Source organism: Botrimarina mediterranea, assembly GCF_007753265.1.
Taxonomy (GTDB): domain Bacteria; phylum Planctomycetota; class Planctomycetia; order Pirellulales; family Lacipirellulaceae; genus Botrimarina; species Botrimarina mediterranea.
Window position 1 is genome coordinate 768363 of sequence record NZ_CP036349.1, and the last position, 18669, is coordinate 787031.

Genomic DNA, 18669 nt, shown 5'->3' on the forward strand with positions numbered 1-18669 from the left:
GGCACGCTGAGCCGACGCTTGCGTAAGCCCGCTTGCGTGCTGCTGCTGACGGCCGTGGAGCAGCGGCTGATCGGGCTGCTGAACCTGGGCCAGGGGATCGTCAAGAAGATCGATGGCAAGGCGCTCGCGGTGAGTCTGGTGAGCAAGGACCCCGACGCGGGCTACGGCCGTGGCGCCGGGGGCAAGCAGCTGGGCTACAAGCTGCATGTGATCTGGGGCGATGGGCCGATGCCGCTGGCCTGGGACCTCTCACCGATGAACGTCAGCGAGAAACGCGTGGCCCGCTGGTTGATCGAAGGGCTTGCCGGCGGCGGTTACCTGCTGGCGGACACCGAGTACGACGCCAACCCGCTCTACGACGCGGCCCAAGCCGAAGGGTTTCAGCTGGTGGCGAAGAAACGCAAGGGGAAAGGCTTGGGCCACCAACGACATTCGCCCAGTCGGCTGCGGAGCATCGAGCTGTTGGGGACGGCGTTCGGGGCGGCTCTCTACCGCCAGCGGACGGCGATCGAGACCTCCTTCGGGACGCTGGTCACCTTCGGCGGCGGGCTCGCCTCGCTCCCCGCCTGGGTCCGACGCTTCCACCGCGTCCGACACTGGGTCCAGGCCAAGCTCCTTATCGCCGGAACCCGCTCGCTCGCAAAGAACCCTCAGCTACTAGTTGCATAATCCTGGTAAGCGCCCGGGGTCGAAGCGGGTACCCGGGTTGCCGAGCGCATCCCTGCTTCACCTCGGCGATCGTGTTGAGGGCGCCGAAAAATCTCGCAGTGGGGACGTCCCCATTGCGCCCCCATTGGAAGCCGTGCGACGGCGGTCTACGCTAGAGGGCTGCGACCAATTCGCGGGCGATTAGCTCAGTCGGCTAGAGCGCCTCGTTTACACCGAGGATGTCGGGGGTTCGAGTCCCTCATCGCCCACTTGGGGCCATTGGCCCCGCGAGTCAGAGGCCAGGAGTCAGCAAGCCCGTAGCCTGAACGGGGAGGTTGGAGGCTTTGTGTTCCGCCACTTTCGACCTCCGAATTTTGCGTTGGCCTGTTATACGTTGCCGTTCTTAGCGGCATTGTTGGTTGGCCCGTGGCTTATCTACGCCACGGGTGACGCCCCGTGGTACCTCTTTGCCGCGATGTTGGTCGGAGTTTGCGCGCTCCTGATGTGGTTTGGGTTTCGCCCGGCCGGCTATGTGTTTGGCGCTGCGATGGGGCTGTTTGCGACGGTCGGGGTGATCGCGTTGCTTTTTGGAGAGGTGGAAATAAGGCTGATCGTCAAGACGCTGCTCTACGCGCATGCCGCCTACGAAGCTTTCGCATGGGCTAGACGAGCGAACGACACGGTCCAAGAACTGCCGTCGAACGATGGACCGGCTCCCTCGAGCGTCGTTGTCAATCCGTAAGCAGGAGGCCCTTGCGCTTGGCGGAACTCTTCCGACGCTCACGCCCTTCGACGCGTCGCAAGATTGACGGTTATGCCGAGGCCCAGCAGCACCAGCGATGCTGGCTCGGGCACGCCGAGCGGTCGGACGGTGGCGAAGGTTTCGCCCCAGCGGATTTCGTCGATCGCGCCGGGGACGTGCCCGCTTCCGGAGAAGGTGAAGTTAGTGAACGCGCCCTGATGGGTGATGAAGAGGTCCGACGTGGGGACGGCGATCTGGGCGTCGGGAGTCAGTGGCTCGACGTTGCCGGTGGGATCGAGGTAGACGGAGACCACGTCGGGAGCAATCGGGTTGAACTCGTATTTCATCACGACGAGGTGGACCCCGTCGTTCGACGCTGCGAGAGCATTGAGGTCCAAGCCCCCGCCGCCGACCGCCACGGTAGATGCGCCGCTGCCGGTGGTCACGGTGAGCGACAGGTCCTCGACGCCCGAGAAGTGGTTGACGAACAGATCAACTGCTTTGAAGGAGTCGCCGACACCGCCATTCCATAATTCGTGCCCACGCATGCCGAAGTCCGTAGGGGCGTCGGTCCCCTGGGTCCCGAAGTTGATGAGGAAGCTTTCGTAGACCGTCCGAGCGCCGCCACCGCCTAATCCGCCGGCGATCGCGCGGCCACTACGGCCAAACGTGCAGCAGTTGAACTGAACGGTCTCTTCTTGGACGCCACCGACGCCGAGAGGAAAGTCGGGATAGGCGAGCGACGGGATCGCCTTGACGGCTTGGGAATCTCCCCCGGATTGAATCCAGGGGCCGGTGTAGAAGGCCGTGGGTCCCACGGTCGGGTTTTGGCCGCCCAAGACATTTACGCCGCTGGCTTCGTCGCCGATTGCATATTGACCTTCGGAAGGGACCGCGACGTCTCCATACTTGAACGGGTCATAAGCCAGTAGCGTGGCGTGCGATGTGCCGCCGAGCGAGCCGATGCCTGCGATCACTAAGAGGGCGCCCATCAGCCGGGGAAGCTTGTTGTTTGTCGAGGTCGTCATCTGGAAGAACCCTCAATGCAAAGGTGTCACGGCGCCAAGCTCTCTTGGAGTTCGCCCATCGCGTCCTCCCCTCTCACGACGCGGGGTCGTGGGGCGGCCGACAACTATCGGCCCATCAAGACAACCGACGGGAACCCGACAGCCGGGGGGGAAGAATTCCGCGGAGGGACAAGGGCTCTTGGCGACCCAACCCCTAGGCCGTAACCGCGCTGGCGCTTGTTACGGCCTCCGAAGCTAAGGGTGATCGACGGTCAGCGCGTACCGGTCCACCATCGAACTGGCGCGACGGACGACGCCCCTTTCCCAGATTTCACCCGTTTCAACCCACTGAAAGTAGTGAACGATCTCGTGGGAGAGAGAGTTCAAGAACGCCGCCAGTGCGTTGTCGCGGCCTTCAGATTCCCGAAGTTGCGGGTAGTCGCCGGTGGCGATGCGAATGTAGGGCTCGACTGTCTGGTCCCAGGGTGCGAAGAAGCTGGCCGAACATCGGTGACCTTGCATGGTCGTGACGAAATCGCCGGGCGACAGATAGGCCGGAACCCGGATTGGGAACTCATAGTTCTGGCGGAGCCACCTCGCATAACGGATGTAGGCGCCGCGAACCTCTGGATGTCCCCGACGCCCGCGAATATGTAGCCCTGCACGAATGCTCATGACGATTCTCCATCAATTGGCAAACGACGCGGCGCCAATTGCCAAGACCTGACCTACGACATCTGCCCCGCGCAGCGAACCCTCGCATCTGCGCGATTTTGACGGCTTCTCGCCGGTTTGCGCGGTCTGTTCGTTGCCGGTTTTGTCCGCACTCTTTATAGGTGGAGTGTGTGGCAATCCGTCCGTCCGGACCGGGCGGGTCGCCTTTTCCCGCCATCTGAGAAGCCAGGCGAGCCTCGAATGCTGATTGCTGGATGCAAGTTCCCCGTCGTCGTCGCGGCGATCCTGGGTGTTTTCGCTCTCTCTTGCGCCCCGGTGCTTGCGCAGCGGTCGTACGGGATCGATGTCTCCGCTTGGCAGGGGACGATCACGCAGACCGAGTGGAACAACCTGCGGAACGTTAACGACCAGGAGTTCGTTTTCATCCGCTCGAGTCGTGGGGGGACCACGGGCTACTACAACCAGAGTGACTCGGACAACTCCGAGGGGCAGAACACCCTCTCGCAGCGATACGACGACCCGTTCTTTGTCCAGAACATCACCCGCGCCACGAACGCCGGGATGCTTGCCGGGGCGTATCACTTCTCGCGGCCCGATATCGTCGCCTCGACACAGAATTCGGGCGGCATCGCCAACAGCGGGACCGACGAGGCCAATCACTTCCTCGAGATGGCCGGCGCTTGGATGCGGCCTGGGTACCTGCTGCCGGTGTTCGACTTGGAAGCGGGGGACGGCATCCGCAGCGACGCACAGATCACCCAGTTCTCGATCGACTTCTCGAATCGGATCTACGAAGAGATGGGGGTCCGCCCCATCATGTACATCAACGGCAACTACTCGGCTTATGTCGTGCAGGCGCCCATCCAGGATTACTTCCCCGTGCTCTGGGTGGCGCGCTATACCGGCGGGACGAACCCCGACCCGAGCATTGTGGAGTCGATCCACCCGAAGGACACCTACAGCCCGTTCTACGGCCCGTGGGACGATCCCCCGGCGGCGACGCACCCGTGGTCGTTCTGGCAGTACGCCAGCACCGGCAGGTTGAGCGGGTACCGCAACGGTTCGGCGGGCATTGATGTGAACGTCGCCCAGGGCGGCACGGAGTTCTTGCGAGACCACTTGGTGCCCGCGTTGTGGGTGAGCGGGTCCGACGGCAACTGGAGCACGCTCGCCAATTGGAACAGCGGCCAACCGCCGGTCGCGCCGGTGCAGGGGCCCGGTCAAGTTTCCCGCGTTGGATCGCTGACGCTCCCTTCGGTGCGTTTGCCGGGCTCACTCGACACGGTGATTCTTGAACGCTCGGCGGAGAACGTTACCGTGACGCTCGACTCGGGCAACCACAACATCCGCAAGCTCGTCACGCGCGAGGCGCTCAACATCACCGGCGGAACGCTGACGGTGAATTACACGCCCGTCGCGGAATCAACGCCGTACTCGGTGTTGGTGTCGTCGGCCGTGTCGCTGACGGGCGGAGCGCTCTCGGCGCACACGGTACAGATCGAACCGACCAAGACCTTCACCCTCGGCGGCGGCGTGCTGACGTTCGATACAATCAACTTGGCGCCCGGCTTCTCAGGTCCCGGGTCGCTATCGCTGGCGGGCGACGTGATCCTGGCGCCGCGGAATGGCGTGACCGCGCAGGTGCAACGCGGCGCCGGGTCGGGTGCGACCGGCGGCGTGTCGCTGGGCGGCGGGACGCGGACCGTCACCGTTGGCAACGGCGCATCGGCCGTGGATGTCTCGATCAACGTGCCGATGACGGGGGGGACATTGAACAAGTCGGGCGCCGGCACGCTGCGGCTCACCGGAGGCAACACGCTTGACGGCGCCGTCGTGTCGCAGGGGACGTTGTTGATCAATCCCAGTGGCGTTGACGAGGGCGTCGGCGGCGACGTTCAGGTCCTAGCGGGGGCGACGTTGGCCGGGACCGGGCGTGTGGGGGGCGTTGTCACTACGAACGGCGTGGTTGCGCCTTCGTCGGTTGGTTTGCCGCTGATGATGCCGGCGATCGAGTTCGGTGATGGGTCGGAGTTGGCTTTGGACATCGCATCGAATGTCGCTTACGACCGCTTGTTGGTAACCGGCGACGCTCTCTCCATCGATGCGGAGGCAACCGTCAAGGTGACTTTCGGTCCGGGGTATACGCCGACGTTCGGCCAGACATACACCGCCATTACCGGCGCGGGTTCTGTTGAAGGTCTCTTCGGTGAAGTGGTCACCAATGGACCGGACATGGTTGCGCGCAGCGTTGCGGGCGGGGTGGTGCTCGAGGTTCTTTCTGGATTGGCGGGCGACTTCAACAACGACGGCGCCGTCGATGGAACGGATTACAACTTGTGGGCCAGCAACCTCGGCGGTCCCGCGTCGGCGCTGCTCAACGTGGGGGAAGCGGAGACGGTGGACGCGGCCCTGTACACCATCTGGCGTGACAACGAGGGCGCGACGCTCCCTGCTATTGCGAGCGCGGTTCCGGAACCGGCCGGCGTGCTGCTGGGGCTGAGCGGTTTGATGGCGCTAGCGAGACGGCGTCGCTGAAATTCTCGGCGAGCCCACGATGTGAATCGTGGGTGGGAAGCGGGTTCCGGGTTCCACCCACGATTCATATCGTGGGCTCGCCATTTTTCGGTGGTGGATCGACAGCGGAGCCCCCCGCCTTTGTTCAGGGGGCGGGATCGCGGATAATCTCGGAAAGGCATTCCGAAGTCCGCAAACCACCCTCTCCGCATTCCATGAAGATTCTCGTCACCGGCGGCGCCGGGTACATCGGTTCGCACGCGGTGCGCCGGCTGCTGGCCGCCGGGCACGATGTCTGGGTCATCGACAACCTCTACCTCGGCCACCGCGCCGCGGCGCCGGCGAGCGGGCTCCCTGCGGATCGTTTCGTCGAAGGCGACCTTGCCGACCGGCCGCTCGTTGAGAAGCTGCTGAAGGACAACGGCATCGAGTCGGTGATGCACTTCGCCGCGTACGCCTTCGTCAACGAGTCGGTCACCGATCCGGCGAAGTACTACCAGAACAACGTCGGCGGCACGCTCGCGCTGCTCGACGCGATGCGCGCGGTGGGCGTCAAGCAGATCGTCTTCTCCAGCACTTGCGCGACCTACGGCAACCCCGTGAAGGTGCCGATGCCGGAGGACCACCCGCAGGCGCCGATCAACCCGTACGGCTTTACGAAGTTGGTGATCGAGCACGCGCTGCACGACTACCACCACGCTTACGGGCTGAGCTATGCGGCGCTGCGGTACTTCAACGCGTCGGGCGCGGCGGAGGATGGTTCGATCGGTGAGGACCACCAGCCCGAGACGCACCTGATCCCGATCATCCTGCAAGTGGCGCTGGGGCAGCGCGAGCACGTGACGATCTTCGGCACAGACTACCCGACGCCCGACGGCTCGTGCATCCGCGACTACATCCACGTCGATGACCTCGCCGACGCGCACCTGGCGGCGATCGAGAAGCTGGCCGCGTCGAAGAGCGAGCCGCTGGAGGTCCGTTGCAACCTAGGGACGGGCGTTGGTTCGAGTGTCCGCGAAGTGATCGCCGCCTGCGAGAAGGCGACCGGCAAATCGATCCAAGCGGTTGAAGGCCCGCGCCGTGAAGGGGACCCGCCGGAGCTGGTCGCCGACCCCGCCGGCGCCGAGCGTCTGCTCGGCTGGCGGGCGAAACGGCGCGACATCAACGCGACTGTTGCGTCGGCGTGGAAGTGGCACAGCGCCAATCCCAACGGCTACAGCGACAAGTGATTCCTTCATTTGCTCGCGTATAACAAGACAAGGCGCGAACTAATAATGAGATCCTTCGCGTCGATTCGTGTCACTCGTGGGCTCTCCAACGCCCTGAGGTTCGGCGTTCTGTTGGTGACGCTCGTGCTGCTGACCAACACGTTCGTCGCGATTGGCTGGTTGCGGCCGGTTGTGGTGGTGGGCGATTCGATGGCGCCGACGTTCGAGCCCGGAGAGCGGGTGCTCGTGCGGCGTTGGCGGACGCCACAGCGGTGGGACGTGGTGGTCCTGCAATCGACGACCGGCGAGGACGCGCTGCTCGTGAAACGCGTCGTCGGCATGCCTGGCGAGACGGTCACGCTGTTGGCGGGCGGCGTGTGGGCCGACAGCCGGCGCGTGCTGCCCGAGAACCAACACGCCGCCGCTAGCGTCTACTATGGAGCGTTCGGCGCGCCCGAATGGCGGTTGGGCCGTGACGAGTGGTTCGTCGCTGGCGACAACCAGCTGGAGTCGATCGACAGCCGGAATTGGGCGGCGCCGGCGGGCGTGCCGACGCGGTTGATCGTGGGGGTCGTGGCCGATTTCACTTCGAAATGGCCACCGACTCCGGTAAAATGAGCGTTGCGGAAACACGTTCCGCCCGCATGGTTTTTGGGCTCTTGTCCGCAAGAGCTCGCGAGATCAGGTCACGAGATTGAATGGCTAGCAAGAACAAACGCACCGGCAGTGACAACCGCGTCCGCACGACGGCTGAATTGAAGGGGGCCGACCGGGGCGACGACGTCCCCAGCGCGGCTGCGCGGAGCCGGCGCGGCGGTCGCGAGACGGTCGACGCCCTGGTCGTGGCGTTCGTGCTGGCGTTCCTGATCCGCACGTTCCAGGCCGAGGCCTTTGTCATCCCCACCGGGTCGATGGCGCCGACGCTGATGGGGCGCCACAAGGACGTGTTCTGCGACCAATGCGGCACGCGCTTCAAGGTCAACAGCAGCGACGACGCGGCCGACCAGGGGCCGCTGATGCAGCGTCTGGTCCGTGAGGGGCGGATGTCGGCCCGGGAGGCTCAAGGCCGCATGCAGGGGCTGTTGTGCGTTGGCGGCGAGTGCCCGCAGTGCCGCCACTTGATGATGCTCAGCGACGACACGCCCGCCAAGCTCCGCCCCGAGTGGCAGCCCGAAGCCGAGCAGACGGCCAACTACAGCGGCGACCGCCTGGTGGTCAGCAAGTACGCCTACTCGTTTACCGATCCCGAGAGATGGGACGTTGCGGTCTTCAAGTACCCGGGCGACTCGCAGACGAACTACATCAAGCGCGTCACGGGCTTGCCCGGCGAGGTGGTCCGTATCTTCCAGGGCGACCTCTTCGTGCGACCGCTAGGTTCAGACGACAACTTTGCGATCGCCAAGAAGCCGGCGAAGACCGTGCTGGCGATGAAGCAGTTCGTGCACGACACGCACCACGAGGCGGTTAGCTTGATCGACGCGGGTTGGCCGCTCGCCTGGGCGGAGTCGGAGGGCTGGGTTGTTGAGAAAGAACCGGCCGTCACCGTGCACGACGCACAGGTTTACCAGCCGACGTACCGAGGCGACGCCCCCGCGGGTGAGACGCGTTGGCTTCGTTACCGCCACACGCCTCCGGGCGAGCCCGTTTGGAGGCGGGTGCTGGGGGACGAGGAGCCGATCGGCGTCGAACCCAAGCCGCAGCTCGTAACGGACTTTACCGCCTACAACACGCGGCTGAACCTCGAGCAGGCGGCCGATCTCGGGCAACTGAGCCTTGCTCCGCGGCCCTATCGCGCGGAAGACCTCGCGCGGTTGGGGGTGCATTGGGTCGGCGACCTCTTGCTTGAAGCGCATGTCGAAGTTGAATCTCCCGAAGGCGAAGTCTCGCTCGATTTGGTCGAAGCCGGCACGCACTACGGGGTGACGATCGATGTCGCGACGGGAGAGGCCTCGTTGTGGCGGCGGGCGTTTGAGTCGGACGAGCGCGAGGAACTCGCCAGCGTCTCGACCAGCGTTCGCGGCGCCGGCAATCACGCCGTGCGGCTGGCGAACTTCGACAACCAACTGATGCTGTGGGTGGACGGTTCGCTCGTCGGCGAGCCCGTCGACTACGAGGACGCCGCGAGCGACGCCGAGAGCCCGGCGGCGGTCCCTCGAACGAGCGACGCCGACGAGGGAGACCTCGCCCCGGCTGGCGTCGCCATTTCAGGGGGCAAGCTCAAAGTCGATCGCCTGCGGTTATGGCGCGATGGTTATTACATCGCGATGAGCCACACCGACCACAGTGACGGGCTTATCACGGATCTGACCACAACCGCTTTTGAGGGGCTGACCTCGCTGTCGCCGGGCGATGCTGTGCAAGCACTACCAATTGAGCCCTCTTTGTGGGAGGCTTTCGCCCGCCGCCATCACCGCGATTTCGACGTCAAAGAAGGCCAGCTCTTTGTGATGGGCGACAACAGCGGCTGGAGCCTCGATGCCCGCCTCTGGGCCGGTGGAAATAACCGTAACGGCGGTCATCCGGGCGGCCCCTACCTAGAACGCAAGCAACTCGTGGGCAAGGCGATCTGTGTCTACTGGCCCCACTCATGGTATAGCGTCCCTTTCACCCGCCAGATGGTGCCGGCCTGGCCCAACTTCGAGGACATGCGGTTGGTGAGATAGGGGAGGGGCTAGGAGTTAGGGGCTGAGAGAAAGGGCGGGGAGCCGGCCACGTTTGTGGTCGGTGGATTTACCAAGCGACTCAAGGACGAGCGCACCGATGTCACTGCTAGAAGCCCGTGGGCTCGTCAAATCGTACGGCCGCCGCCGCGTTGTGGACGGCGTCGAGTTCGAGGTCCATCCCGGCGAAATCGTCGGCCTTCTCGGCCCCAACGGCGCCGGCAAGACGACCTCGTTCCGCATGACCTGCGGCTTGGTCGAGCCCGATGGCGGCACGGTCAAGCTCGCCGACAAGGACGTCACCAACTGGCCGCTGCACAAGCGGAGCCGCGAGGGGGGCATGGGCTACCTGGCCCAGGAGTCGAGCGTCTTCCGCAAGCTCTCGGTCCAGGACAACCTGCTGGGCGTCATGGAGATGCTCGGCTTCGACCGCCGCACCCGCCGGCGCCGCTGCGACGAGTTGCTCGAACAGTTCGGCATCACCAAACTGAGGAAGAGCCGGGCGATGAGCCTCTCCGGCGGTGAGCGGCGGCGGCTCGAGATCGCCCGCTGCCTCGTCTCAAACCCCAAGATCATCCTCCTCGACGAACCGTTCACGGGCATCGATCCGGTGACGATCGACAGCATTCAAGAGATCGTCCGCGAGCTGCGTTCGTCGGGCATCTCGATCCTGATCACCGACCACCAGGTCCGCGAAACGCTGGAAATCACGGACCGCAGCTATGTAGTGAAGTCGGGCCGCGTCCTCTGCCACGGCACGCCCCGCGAAGTGCTGGCCCACCCCGAGGCCCGCAAGCACTACTTCGGCGAAGGGATGGGGACAACCCTCGGCGCGGCGTGAGTAAAGCAGTTGGAACCACAAAGGAACGAAGGAACAAAGAAGGGCGTTAGGTGGGTAGTCCGGTAGACCGCTAGGGTTAGTTGACAAGCCTTTTCCTATCGGACTGCCGGTCTAACGGACTATGACGCACTTTATTTTGCCGTAGCGTCTCGCGCAGAGACGCGGAGACGCCGCGGGTAGGCAGCGAAGACTCACGCCAAGCCGCCGAGGCGCAAAGACAAAGTCGTTGAGAAATGAGCGTAGCCGCAAACGATCGCACAGCAACGCGTTCTTTGCGGCTTAGCGCCTTTGCGTGAGTCTTGAAGGCACCCTACTCTGCGTCTCTGCGCGAGACTTCCCCACGTTGCTCCGTGGATCAGAGCGAGGCTAGAAACGCTACGGCCAAGTGAAGCACGCTCTAATCGCTCACTTCGTTCCTTCGTTCCTTTGTGGTCAACTGGCTAGCCCCGCCATCTCGCATCCCAACAGGCCGTTCCAGCGCCCGTGTTCGATCCGATCGACGCCGTCGGTGTTGTTTGGTTTCTGACGCTGTTCTTTGGCGTGCCGCTGCTGGGGTGGTTGGCGATGGTCGCCGATTACCGGGCCTATCTGCGGGGACTGCGGCGGGCGCTGGTGGTCGTGCGGCACTACGCCCTGGAGGCGCCGCTATGGGCGCTGCGAGACCGGCCGGCGTGCTTGCAGGAACTGGGGCTCGCCCCGGATTGCACCCGAGAGGAGGTGATGGCGGCGTACCGGCGGCGTGTGAAGCTCGTCCACCCCGATTACGGCGGCGATCGCCGGAAGTTCGAGCTGTTGCAGCAACGCTTGCACGAGGCGTTGCGGATGGTGGACGAACGGGATTCGTGACGCGGCATGGGGGGAAATTGCCAACGCGAAGTCCTTCGTCCATTCGCTATTGCCCCTTCCGCTCTAATCGGGCTACAAACGACGAATCCCGCTGCGCCGGCCCGGCTGGCCGCGGGGACTCGGTGGCGTATGCGTGGGGCCCAAGGAGGGCGCTCCGGCGACGTGATCGACGGCCCGGAAGGAACCGCATGGCTGGCTCATTGACCCTGGGGGAACTCGCCGCAATGGTTGGCGGCGAGGTGTATGGCGACCCCGCGACGCTCGTCCGAAACGCCTGGCCGCCGCAAGACTGCGACGCCCACTCGATCACCCTCGTCGATTCGGTCGAGAACCTGCCCAAACTCGAAGGCTGCGCCGCTGCTGCGTTCGTGGCGCCGCTGGGAGTCACTGAGCCCGGCCGCCCCGCGATCCGCGTCGCCAACGTTCACGCGGCGTTCGTGGCGATCGTCACCCACTTCCGCCCACGTCGCGAGCGCAGCGTCACAGGCGTTCATCCCACCGCGGTGATTGCCCCGTCGGCGGTGATCGGCCGCGACGTTTCGATCGGCGCGGGTGCGGTTGTAGGTGAAGAAGCCGTCATTGGCGACGGCGCCATGATCGGCGCCAATACGGTTGTCGGCGACGACTGCCGCGTTGGCGCGGGCACGATGCTCGCCCCACGCGTGACGCTCTACGAGGGCGCCGTCGTTGGCGAACGCTGCCGGCTGCACAGCGGCGTGGTGCTCGGCGCCGACGGTTTTGGCTATCGCCTCGTCGATGGACGTCACGCGCCGGTGCCGCAACTCGGTTCGGTCGAAGTCGGCGACGACGTTGAGATCGGCGCGAACACGACGATCGACCGCGGCGTTTATGGCCCAACGAAGATCGGCGACGGCACGAAGATCGATAACCTCGTGCAGATCGGGCACAACTGTCGCATCGGCCGCCACAACCTGCTCGCCTCGCAGGTCGGCATCGCCGGCAGCACCTCGACGGGCGACTACGTCGTCATGGCGGGCCAGGTCGGAGTTCGCGACCACATCCACATCGGCAAGGGCGCGATCATCGCCGCGATGGCGGGCGTCACGAACGATGTCCCCGAAGGCGAAGTAATGCTCGGCGCCCCCGCAACGCCGGTGCGCGAGCAGAAGCTCAAGATCGCCGCGATCGCAAAGCTGCCGCAACTGCGGAAAGAGTTCCGCGAACTGTGCCGCGAAGTCAGCGACCTGCAGAGCCGTCTTGCGGAGCGACCCAACAACAGCACGCTCGACCGCGCCGCTTAGGTTAGACCACCCATTTGTAGGAGGCGTCTCCAGACGCCGATGACGGTGTCCATTCCGAAATGGCATGGCGCGCGTCATCGGGGTCTGGAGACCCCTCCTACAGATCCCTCCCATTGCCGATGAACCATCGAGTTGACGATCGACCGGCGGTGGGCGTTCTGGCGGCGTGGGGGCGGTTGCCGATTGTTGTCGCCGAGTCGATGCGCGACGCCGGTTACCGTGTGGTGTGCCTGGGCGTGCGGCATCATGCCGTGAAGGCCGACTACGACGGGATCGCCGACGCGTTCCACTGGATTGGACCCAGCCAGCTCGGTACGGCGATTCGATTGTACCGCCGTTACGGCGTCGAACGCGCGACGATGGCGGGCAAGTTCCACAAGGTGACGCTCTATCAGCCGGGCGCATTGATACGCTACTTGCCCGATTGGACCGGGGCGAAGGCTTTCTACTCACACTTCGTCGGCCACAGCGCCGACCGCAAGGACGACACGTTACTCGGCCGCATCGTCGAGGTATTCGCCACGGGAGGCGTCACGATGGAACCCGCCACGGATTTCGCCCCGGGACTGCTGGTTGAAGAGGGCCTCGTCGCCGGCCGGCCGCTCAGCGCCGCGCTGCAGGCCGACGTGGCGTTCGGGTGGGACCTAGCCCGGGAGATGGGCCGCCTCGATGTGGGGCAGAGCGTCTGCGTGAAGGGCCGTGCGGCCATCGCGATCGAGGCGATCGAGGGGACCGATCTCTGCATCCGCCGGGCCGGCGAGTTGTGCCGCGGCGGCGGCTTCACCGTGGTGAAGGTCGCTAAGCCCAACCAGGACATGCGGTTCGACGTGCCGACGGTGGGGGTTCAGACGCTTCAGAGCATGAAAGAGGCCGGCGCCAGGGTCCTGGCGATCGAGGCGGGCCTGACGATCCTCCTCGACCCAGCGGAGTTCCGGGCTTACGCCGACCGCCACCGTCTGACCGTGGTGGCCCAGCGTCGCGGAGCCGCGGCGGCCGCTGCGTGAATTTGCGCAGCGATCGACGTAATGCGCACACTCCATCCGGCCCAGGCAATAAAATCGCCCCCTCCGGAGCGAATTTGCCCGCACGCTCCGCACTGCTAGCACAGGCCGCGTAACCCCTTATGGGGACGCAACTAAACAACATTTCCTAGGCGGATTTGTTGTGGAATTCGCCTGCCGCAACTAGGATGCGAGCTAGGAGCAGAGCGGATTGAGTCGTGGACGGTCTACGACGACTCCTTCAGCCCGAGCCGTCGAGGCAACGGTCGGGCGGCCAATTGAATCTCATCGGAGTGCTCGTGACCCTTTAAAGCGCTTTTCCTACCGACGGCAAGGATCGCAGCAACGGGCTGTGGCTGAGGTGGAAAGCGAACGCCGGACGAATCACCCCCGCGCGGGGCGACGTTTGGTGCACGACAACACTCCCCGATAGCGGACAGGGCGTTCGCTGTAATCGGCCGTTGGACTTACTGGCAGGGCATGAACGTCCTGCCTGCGAAGGCCGCCGGCGACGGGGCAGAGAAACAGGCATGCCGACCACGGCGTCCAACTTTTCGAAACACTCTCTCGACGACCTGACGTCACGTCCGGCTGCGGACGCTGATGCTTGGGTGCTCGGCGACAGCCCCCGTGTGCGGCAGATTGCCCGCCACGCTGAGAAGGCCGCCGAGGTGCAGTGCACCGTCCTGGTGACCGGCGAGACCGGCTCTGGCAAAGAGCTCTGGGCCAAGGCACTCCACAAGCTCAGCCCCCGCGCCGACCGCGCGTTTGTCCCCGTTAACTGTGCGGCCCTGACCGCGACGCTGGCCGAGAGCCAGCTCTTCGGCCACGAGAAGGGCGCGTTCACCGGCGCCGCCGGACGAAGCCTGGGTGTCTTCCGCGCCGCCGAGGGGGGCGTCGTCTTTCTCGACGAAGTCGGCGAGATGCCCCTCGAGTTGCAGCCCAAGCTACTCCGGGTGCTGCAAGAAGGCGAGGTCACGCCCGTCGGCTCGTCCACGCCGGAGAAGGTCAACGTCCAGGTGATCGCCGCGACCAATCGTGACCTCGAGGTCGAGGTCGCCGAGGGCCGCTTCCGCGAAGACCTTTACTACCGGCTCAACATGGTTGAGCTGCACGTCCCTGCTTTGCGGGAACGCGTCGAAGACATTCCCTGTTTTGTGGAGTTCTTCGCCGAGCGCTACGCCGCTAAGTACAACCGACCGCGTTGGAATCCCACGGCCGAGCGGCTGCAAGAGTTCTGTGAGTTCGCTTGGCCCGGCAACCTGCGGCAGCTGTCGCACGTGATCGAGCAGGGCTATGTCCTCGATTGCGAGCCGTCGCTCCCATGCACTCGCAAAGCGAGCGCCACCGGTTCGCGGCTGCCGAGCATGAACCTCGACGAGCTTCGCGCCATGGCCCTCCGCCAAGCTCTCAACGCCACCGGCGGTCACAAAGGCCGGGCAGCAAAGCTCCTGGGCGTCCACGCCAATACGATGACCCGGCTGCTGGCGCAGCTCGACGAAGAGAAGTAAGCACGGCGCTGCTCCTCAATTCACACCAAGCCCTCACCGATATGGTGAGGGCTTTTCTATTTAGGCGAGCCGGGATAGTCAGGAACCGGACTGAACAGGGCACCCGCCTCAAAACCGGGGGCTAAGGCCCCGCGGCTGATGTAGGTCGACAGAATTAGCCGGCACGCCTTAGCGTCCGGTTCCTTGGCTTACATCGACCGTCATGTTACTCCGGTCGCTGACGCTCCCGGCTCGCCTATTCCAATGAAATGGCGAGCGTCACCGTCTTGGTGATGATTCCTCATCTCAGTGAATCCGCAAGAAACGCGGGCAATTCCAGGTAATTCTTCGCGCACTCCTTGATGGCTTCACCACTTCAGTGAAGCCCCTTTCGTAGCGCCATGGGTGTGGTTCTACCGACGTCTAACGCTAAGTCGTTGGCCCTTCATCGCTTACGAATCCGCCCTTCGGCCATCCGCTCGATTGGCACGAGTCTCGCTTTAGTGGCATGCGGCGACGCACACGGATCGCCACCCGCGAACCGCTCGTTCGAGCGGCCGGGCGTCACGGACACGCACGTCAAAAGTGCCAACAAGGAGTTAGCTCAATGAGCACCGACCACAGCTACGAGCACGACGATCAGGAGTACGGCAGCAACTCGTTCCCCCGTGAGCGTCGCGTCGTTCCCGGCGCCACGACGGAACGGACCAAGCCTGTCCAGGGCCGCCGCCGCGGGAAAGCCCCGCAGTCGGTCAACGGCATCCACAAGCGGCGTCGCCGCAAGATGTCTTGGTGAGAGCGAACGCCCGTCGAGGGCGTTTGCATCTCTGCTTCACGTTGTGCGCGAGCAAGACGCGCCGATGGCCGCCTGAATGCGGCTCCGATCGGCGCTGATAGCGTCGTGCCCTATCGAACTACCCCGGACCAGACGGCCGGCGCCGCTCGGCGCGCCGCCGTCTCGGTCTGTCGGGCCGCTTGGTTTCTGACCGCGGGGGTTGTCGGTGGTGAATGGTTTTTGCGTGATCAACTTTTATGGGTCGGTCTGTTGCGCTCTTTGCTGGGCGCCACGTGACGGCTCCTCCATGAGTTCCGGCGCAGCGGGGGAAGGGCGCCGCCATACCGAAGGCATCCAATCTCTATGGCGACTTTCTCCGCCACTTCGACAAAATCGAACCCGAATCCGGGCCCGCCCGGCTCGCCAAAGCTCACGACCTTGAGCGTTGCCGCGCCGGCGTTGCCGCGCCCAGCGCGGAAGGCCGCGCCGGCTTGGGCTTGTTTGCTGTTGTCCGACGAAACCAAGCGGCGTCGCTTGCTCGAACAGGCCGCCGTCGCCGCCGGGTGGGAACCGATCCCTTGCAGCTCGGTCGGCGATGCGATCCAACAGCATAACCGCTGGCGGACGCAGCTGGCGGTCGTCGATCTCGCGACCATGAACGCCGTCAGCAAGTCGGCTTACCTGCATTTCGCGTCGCGGGTCGCGTCGCGCGAGCGTTTGCTGCTCGTCTGTGACGAGCCCACCGACGGCCAAGGAGAAATTGCGGCCCGTCAGGTTGGCGCCTGGATGTACCTGCCGTCGCCCGAGTTCGGAGACGGCCTCACCGAGCTTCTGTCCGACGCCCGCGCTATCGCCGAGAAGATCTCCGGCCCGCGCCGCATCGCTCAGCGAGAGTCGGCTGCCCCTTTGCCCGTAGAAACGGGTTCCGGTGAAACCCCGTAGGGAAGCGTGTCTCGATGTACGCCAACGACCTCGACCCAAGCGACGAACCCCTCGACGTCGTGCGGCAACGCACGCCGATCCGCAAAGCGAATGGCCCCGGCCGCGACCGCAAGCAAAAGGCTCGCCGCACGTCGCAACGCAAGCAAGGTGGCGCCACCGTGGGTGGCATCCACCGTCGCGGATCCAAACGCCGCTCGAATTAGCCAGTTCGCCTACGCGCAGAGGATTGCCTCGGGGCCTTTGCACTGGTTCGAGCTAGGAAGGTAAGAACCACGCCGGACTCAACATGCACGGCGAGAATGACGGAGCGAACGATGAAGTCAGTCCAATTGGCAGCGCCAAGTTGGACCCAACGATAGACCGTTGCGCCCCTCTTGGAACAATGCTTCGGTCTCTACTGCCCCGCCGAGGCGTTGATCGCAGCAGCCTTCTTAACGCCGCGCGTCACCGTCGTCACGCCGACAGCGAGGCCCTCCGGACCTTCGACGCCAACTCGCAGCGTGCGAGTTCCCGATCGCCATTTGTCGGGGCCGCTCGCGTGAATGTAGAAGGGTTCATTCGCCTGGACTGTCTGCACGGAGAGTAGTTCCGTCTCGCCCCCTCGTGACGTCTTGTTCAAGAGCTCAATCTTCATGCGACCTGCGATCGGCGCCAGGCCGATCCCCAGGATTGATCCGTCGGGCGTACTATCGCAGGAGGCCGATACGCCTATCGGGATGGTTCGATCCAGCGACAGTAGTGGGTCGCCTAACAGGTGATACGCCAAAGCGTGCTCTTGCCGTTCGGCTCCAAGTGTCTTGATGTCCGCGCCTAAGAGCCCCGCCAGTTGATCGAGACCTTGCAGCTCGGTGGGCATTGAGTCTTCGACGCTGCGTGACTTGGCGCCGGCGAACAGTCGGCCTAGGGCCGGATGGTCTTCGCCCCGCAGCCCCATCAGCAGCGCGGCGCCCAGCCGCGTGTTTCCGTAGGGCATGGTGACGCGCGTCGCCCCAACGACCGCTAGCGGCCCGGCTTCCGCGGCGAGCAATCGTTCCGCCACACAGCGTCCCGGCGCCGCGAAGTCGCTCGTGTAGCAGGCGAGCAGCACCGCGACATCGGCGCCGCCACAAACGGTGTCGAGCGACTGTTCGGCGACTCCGGCCAGTTCATGACGGTGACCGTGACCCATCCAAACCCAGACGCCACCACGCGTCGGCTGCGCCGTTTCCAAACTGGCGGCAAGCGGTTTGTCTTGAAGCGCTTGCTCGATCCCGTAACGCGTCAGCGACATCGTCGCCTCGAGCGGAGCTAGCCGATTGAACAAACCCGCCGCGGCCTGTTCGATCGCCGCATCGATCATCGGCGAAAAGCCGCCGACCCCTGCCGCCAGTTGCAGACGCAAGTCGCCCCACGTTGCCGGCGACGTTTCGCGCTTCATGACGCGGTTGAGATACTCGCGCAACGCTTCGGGTTCATTGAATGGCAACCGCGCGACCACATCGGCGCCAACTAGCTGACCGAGCGGTTCGTCGCTTGCGATACTGGCTTCGGGCCCGTAACGGCGGATCACCGTCGTCGGCGCCGCCACGGGAGGAACGCCCGACCGCTGCCCGTCGCCCACCAGCAAGAGCACAGCGCATTCGCCCGGCTTGGTCTGTGAATTCAGGTCGCCCATGCGGGCAGGGAAATCGCTCGGCGCCGCAACCTTCACCCGATGTCCCTGCCGGCCCCGGAGCGTGATCCAGTCCGCCAGCGCGGGCCGCAACGCGGGCTCGGCAACGACGACCACCAAGTCAGCCCGCGTCGTCCAGCTCGCCAAGGCGGCGACAACGCCGAGGGCCGACGCCAGCAATCTCAATAGGACCCGCGCGGTGGTGCTCATGCCCAGAATCATAGGCGCCATAACCGGACCTGTCGGCGCCAATCGAGGCCGGCGCATAGGGTTGTGTGCGGGGGCCGGCGCTTGCCAGCAGAGGCCCCGGCGAGCTAGGCTAGGAAACGCCTCAGCGGGCGTAGCTCAGTGGTAGAGCGCTAGCTTCCCAAGCTGGATGTCGTGAGTTCGATCCTCATCGCCCGCTC

The 18669-nt window shown here is 64.7% G+C and carries 17 protein-coding genes and 2 tRNA genes; 16 read left to right on the top strand and 3 right to left on the bottom strand.

Annotated features, from left to right (window positions below; translation table 11 throughout):
* From Spa11_RS03045 to Spa11_RS03055, 3 genes are all read left to right on the top strand, one after another.
* A partial coding sequence (locus tag Spa11_RS03045) for a transposase (protein ID WP_145107352.1) occupies positions 1-669 on the top strand: 669 nt, incomplete at its 5' end.
* 174 nt (positions 670-843) lie between these two features.
* Positions 844-917, top strand: a tRNA-Val gene (locus Spa11_RS03050).
* A gap of 77 nt (positions 918-994) precedes the next feature.
* On the top strand, positions 995-1390 hold the full coding sequence (locus tag Spa11_RS03055; protein ID WP_145107358.1) for a hypothetical protein: 396 nt from the start codon (positions 995-997) through the stop codon (positions 1388-1390).
* Between the two features lie 38 nt (positions 1391-1428).
* Here Spa11_RS03055 and Spa11_RS03060 read toward each other — a convergent pair whose 3' ends face one another.
* Positions 1429-2418 (bottom strand): PEP-CTERM sorting domain-containing protein, encoded by a 990-nt coding sequence (locus Spa11_RS03060; protein ID WP_145107369.1) that lies wholly within the window; start codon positions 2416-2418, stop codon positions 1429-1431.
* A 234-nt stretch (positions 2419-2652) separates the two neighbouring features.
* Positions 2653-3072, bottom strand: a complete 420-nt coding sequence (locus tag Spa11_RS03065) for a hypothetical protein (RefSeq protein ID WP_145107380.1) — start codon at positions 3070-3072, stop codon at positions 2653-2655.
* 240 nt (positions 3073-3312) lie between these two features.
* On the opposite strand from Spa11_RS03065, the gene Spa11_RS03070 reads away from it, so the two are divergent.
* From Spa11_RS03070 to Spa11_RS03125, 12 genes are all read left to right on the top strand, one after another.
* The gene (locus Spa11_RS03070) at positions 3313-5607 is read left to right on the top strand and encodes a GH25 family lysozyme (RefSeq protein WP_145107391.1); all 2295 of its coding nucleotides are present in this window, start codon (positions 3313-3315) and stop codon (positions 5605-5607) included.
* Between the two features lie 194 nt (positions 5608-5801).
* Positions 5802-6815, top strand: a complete 1014-nt coding sequence (galE, locus tag Spa11_RS03075; RefSeq protein WP_145107402.1) for a UDP-glucose 4-epimerase GalE — start codon at positions 5802-5804, stop codon at positions 6813-6815.
* A gap of 45 nt (positions 6816-6860) precedes the next feature.
* Positions 6861-7412, top strand: a complete 552-nt coding sequence (gene lepB, locus Spa11_RS03080; RefSeq protein WP_145107419.1) for a signal peptidase I — start codon at positions 6861-6863, stop codon at positions 7410-7412.
* Between the two features lie 80 nt (positions 7413-7492).
* Complete coding sequence (gene lepB / locus Spa11_RS03085; protein ID WP_145107428.1) at positions 7493-9457, top strand: signal peptidase I; 1965 nt, start codon at positions 7493-7495, stop codon at positions 9455-9457.
* Between the two features lie 97 nt (positions 9458-9554).
* Positions 9555-10295 (top strand): LPS export ABC transporter ATP-binding protein, encoded by a 741-nt coding sequence (lptB, locus tag Spa11_RS03090; RefSeq protein ID WP_145107439.1) that lies wholly within the window; start codon positions 9555-9557, stop codon positions 10293-10295.
* 483 nt (positions 10296-10778) lie between these two features.
* Entirely contained in the window at positions 10779-11141 is a 363-nt protein-coding gene (locus Spa11_RS03095; RefSeq protein WP_145107450.1) for a J domain-containing protein, read from the top strand.
* A gap of 188 nt (positions 11142-11329) precedes the next feature.
* Complete coding sequence (gene lpxD / locus Spa11_RS03100) at positions 11330-12403, top strand: UDP-3-O-(3-hydroxymyristoyl)glucosamine N-acyltransferase (RefSeq protein WP_145107456.1); 1074 nt, start codon at positions 11330-11332, stop codon at positions 12401-12403.
* A 119-nt stretch (positions 12404-12522) separates the two neighbouring features.
* The gene (locus tag Spa11_RS03105; RefSeq protein WP_145107461.1) at positions 12523-13407 is read left to right on the top strand and encodes an LpxI family protein; all 885 of its coding nucleotides are present in this window, start codon (positions 12523-12525) and stop codon (positions 13405-13407) included.
* Positions 13408-13934: 527 nt separating this feature from the next.
* Complete coding sequence (locus tag Spa11_RS03110) at positions 13935-14915, top strand: sigma-54 interaction domain-containing protein (protein ID WP_145107467.1); 981 nt, start codon at positions 13935-13937, stop codon at positions 14913-14915.
* Positions 14916-15501: 586 nt separating this feature from the next.
* On the top strand, positions 15502-15690 hold the full coding sequence (locus Spa11_RS03115) for a hypothetical protein (RefSeq protein WP_145107473.1): 189 nt from the start codon (positions 15502-15504) through the stop codon (positions 15688-15690).
* Between the two features lie 342 nt (positions 15691-16032).
* Positions 16033-16611: a hypothetical protein gene (locus Spa11_RS03120; RefSeq protein WP_145107483.1), complete on the top strand. Its 579-nt coding sequence runs from the start codon at positions 16033-16035 to the stop codon at positions 16609-16611.
* A 14-nt stretch (positions 16612-16625) separates the two neighbouring features.
* Positions 16626-16814 (top strand): hypothetical protein, encoded by a 189-nt coding sequence (locus Spa11_RS03125; RefSeq protein WP_145107492.1) that lies wholly within the window; start codon positions 16626-16628, stop codon positions 16812-16814.
* 191 nt (positions 16815-17005) lie between these two features.
* On the opposite strand, the gene Spa11_RS03130 is transcribed toward Spa11_RS03125, so the two are convergent.
* On the bottom strand, positions 17006-18472 hold the full coding sequence (locus tag Spa11_RS03130; protein WP_197529699.1) for a C25 family cysteine peptidase: 1467 nt from the start codon (positions 18470-18472) through the stop codon (positions 17006-17008).
* A gap of 124 nt (positions 18473-18596) precedes the next feature.
* Here Spa11_RS03130 and Spa11_RS03135 point away from each other — a divergent pair.
* A tRNA-Gly gene (locus Spa11_RS03135) sits at positions 18597-18668 on the top strand.
* The last annotated feature ends 1 nt before the right edge of the window (position 18669 follow it).